Origin of the sequence: Burkholderia sp. Bp8986 (assembly GCF_003854225.1) — a bacterium.
Lineage (GTDB): Bacteria > Pseudomonadota > Gammaproteobacteria > Burkholderiales > Burkholderiaceae > Burkholderia.
In genome coordinates, this window is the sequence record NZ_QTQM01000119.1 from 1 (window position 1) to 2,659 (window position 2,659).

A 2,659-nucleotide genomic window follows, 5' to 3' on the forward strand; every position below is an offset into this window, starting at 1 on the left:
ACGTGATCAGTGGTTCCGATTGATGGTGATCGGTCGTTTCGGTCGAAGGTGATCGCTGATCACCGGTTTCCGAAACGAGCGATCATCTTGCCGAAACGGGTGATCACGTTCCCGGAATGAGTGATCAGCGAACCGAAATCGCTGATCACGCGACCGAAACGGGATGGCCGCTGCGGCTCGGCGGTGGTGTCGCGCATGTGATCAACGACGGGCGTTAGCCTTGTCTCTTTTTAGGGGGCAGGTTGATGCCGGCACATCGGATGAGCATGCGTAAACTGAAGGAAGTATTGCGGTTGAAGTGGGCGTGCGGCCTGTCGCACCGCCAGATCAGCCGCGCGATCGGCATCAGCGTCGGTGCCATCTCGGCATACGCCGCACGCGCGAGCACGGCCGGCCTCGACTGGGCTGCTGTCGAACCGCTCGCCGACGACGAGCTCGAGATCAGGTTGGACCTGCCGGAGGAAACCGCGGCCCCGACCCGGCGGGTCGAACCGGATTACGCGGCGATGCACCGCGACCTGCTCCGCAAGGGCGTGACGCTGCAGTTGCTCTGGGAGGAGTACGTCGAGGCCCACCCCGGCCAACGTACCTACCGCTATACGCAGTTCTGCCAGCGGTACAAGGACTGGGCTGCGGCGCTGAAGCGCTCGATGCGCCAACAACACCGCGCCGGCGAGAAGCTGTTCGCCGACTTCGCCGGGCAAACCGTGCCGATCCTCGGCCGCGACGGCGGCGTCGCGTTCAAGGCCCACGTGTTCGTGGCCGTCCTCGGCGCCTCGAACTACACCTATGCATGTGCGACGCGTTCCGAGACCATGCCCGACTGGATCGGCAGCCTGATCGACGCGTTGGAATTCTACGGCGGCGTTCCCCGAGCTGCTGGTGCCCGACAACCCCAAGGCAATGATCGCCAAGGCCGATCGGTACGAACCGGTGCTGGGCAACACCACGCAGGACTTCGTGAACCACTACGCGACCGCCATGTTGCCGGCGCGGCCGCGTAAGCCGCAGGACAAGGCGAAGGTCGAGGTCGGCGTACAGATCGTCGAGCGCTGGATCCTCGCACGGCTGCGCAACCACCGGTTCTACAGCTTGGCCGAACTGAACAAGGCAATCGGCAAGCTGATCGCCGACCTGAACCGGCGTCCGTTCAAAAAGCTCGAGGGCAACCGCCGCGAATGGTTCGAGCGGCTCGACCAGCCGGCGCTGCGCCCGTTGCCGACGCGCCGATACGAGATCGCGACCTTCGTGAAGTGCCGCGTCAACATCGACTACCACGTCGAAGTCGACCACCACTATTACAGCGTTCCGCACAGCCTCGTACGTCAGGAGGTCTACGCACGCGTTACGCGCCATGGGGTCGAGATCCTGCACCGCGGCAAGCGCGTTGCCGCCCACGCCCGCAGTCGACTACGGAACAAGCATACGACGTTGCCAGAGCACATGCCGGCAGCGCACCGCGCTCACATGGAATGGACGCCCGGGAGATTGCTGAACTGGGGCGCCTCCGTCGGTCCCGGTGCCGAGACGATCGTCAAACACCTGCTGACCAACCGGCCGCACCCCGAGATGGGGTACCGCGCGTGCCTCGGATTGCTGTCGCTCTCGCGCAAGTACGGCAAGGAGCGGCTGGAAGCCGCCTGTCAGCGGGCACTCGTGATCGGTTCGCCGACTCGCCGCTCCGTGCTGTCGATCCTCGAATCCGGCCTGGATCGACAGCCGGTGCTCCCGGTTCCTCTCACCGAATGGCATTCGCCCGATCACGAGAACGTGCGCGGCCCTGACTATTACCACTGACCCAAGGAGGTCGCGATGTTGACGCAGCAAACCTTAACCCAGCTCAAGTCCCTGAAGCTCGACGGCATGGCCCGTGCGTTCGAGGAACAGGCGGCGTTGACCGCCAGCACCAGCCTGTCGTTCGAAGAGCGCTTCGGCATGGTCGTCGAACGCGAGCTCGCCTGGCGCGATACCCGGCGGCTCGAACGGCTGCTGAAGTCTGCAAAACTCAAGAATCCCCAAGCTTGCATCGAGGACATCGAGTACCGGCAGAGCCGCGGTATCGACAAAAGCGTCGTTGCCGCCCTCGCGGTTGCGACTGGATCCGCAATGCGCAGAACCTCATCCTGACTGGGCCGACTGGCGCTGGGAAAACGTGGATCGCTTGTGCGTTCGGACAACAGGCCTGCCGACAAGGCTTCTCCGTGATGTACGTCCGCGTTGCCCGGCTGTTCGAGGAATTGAAGATCTCCCACGGCGACGGCAGCTTCACGCGGCGGCTCGCACAGCTCGCCAAGATGGACGTCCTGCTGCTCGACGACTGGGGGCTGCAGGATCTCGATCAGAGTGCCCGAAACGATCTGCTCGAAGTGCTCGACGATCGCGTCGGCACGCGCTCCACGATCATTACCAGCCAACTGCCACTGGAACACTGGCACGCCTGGCTGCAGGACCCGACGCTCGCCGACGCGATCCTCGACCGGCTCGTCCATCAGGCCCACAAGCTGCCGTTGAAAGGCGAATCGATGCGAAAGACCAACGCCAAGCAGTCCTCCACATCCTGATCGTGATCACGTTCGCTATAATCCATTGACCGCGCAACACCACCTTCCAAACTGATCACGTTCGCCGAAACGCCTGATCACCATCACCGAAATCCGCA

General features: G+C 63.4%; 1 protein-coding gene and 2 pseudogenes. 2 read left to right on the plus strand and 1 reads right to left on the minus strand.

Going from position 1 to position 2,659, the window contains the following annotated elements; translation table 11 throughout:
- Positions 1 to 59: 59 nt before the first annotated feature.
- On the minus strand, positions 60 to 197 hold the full coding sequence (locus DID99_RS37550; RefSeq protein WP_185733882.1) for a hypothetical protein: 138 nt from the start codon (positions 195 to 197) through the stop codon (positions 60 to 62).
- A 48-nt stretch (positions 198 to 245) separates the two neighbouring features.
- Between DID99_RS37550 and istA the strand changes: the two are divergent.
- Positions 246 to 1,797: pseudogene (gene istA / locus DID99_RS36260) on the plus strand (IS21 family transposase).
- A gap of 15 nt (positions 1,798 to 1,812) precedes the next feature.
- A pseudogene (gene istB / locus DID99_RS36265) lies at positions 1,813 to 2,561 on the plus strand (IS21-like element ISBmu3 family helper ATPase IstB).
- Positions 2,562 to 2,659 lie beyond the last annotated feature (98 nt).

What these genes read in the sequence shown, in the direction of transcription:
- DID99_RS37550 (WP_185733882.1), bottom strand. Translation starts at nt 197, where the DNA reads ATGCGCGACACCACCGCCGAGCCGCAGCGGCCATCCCGTTTCGGTCGC.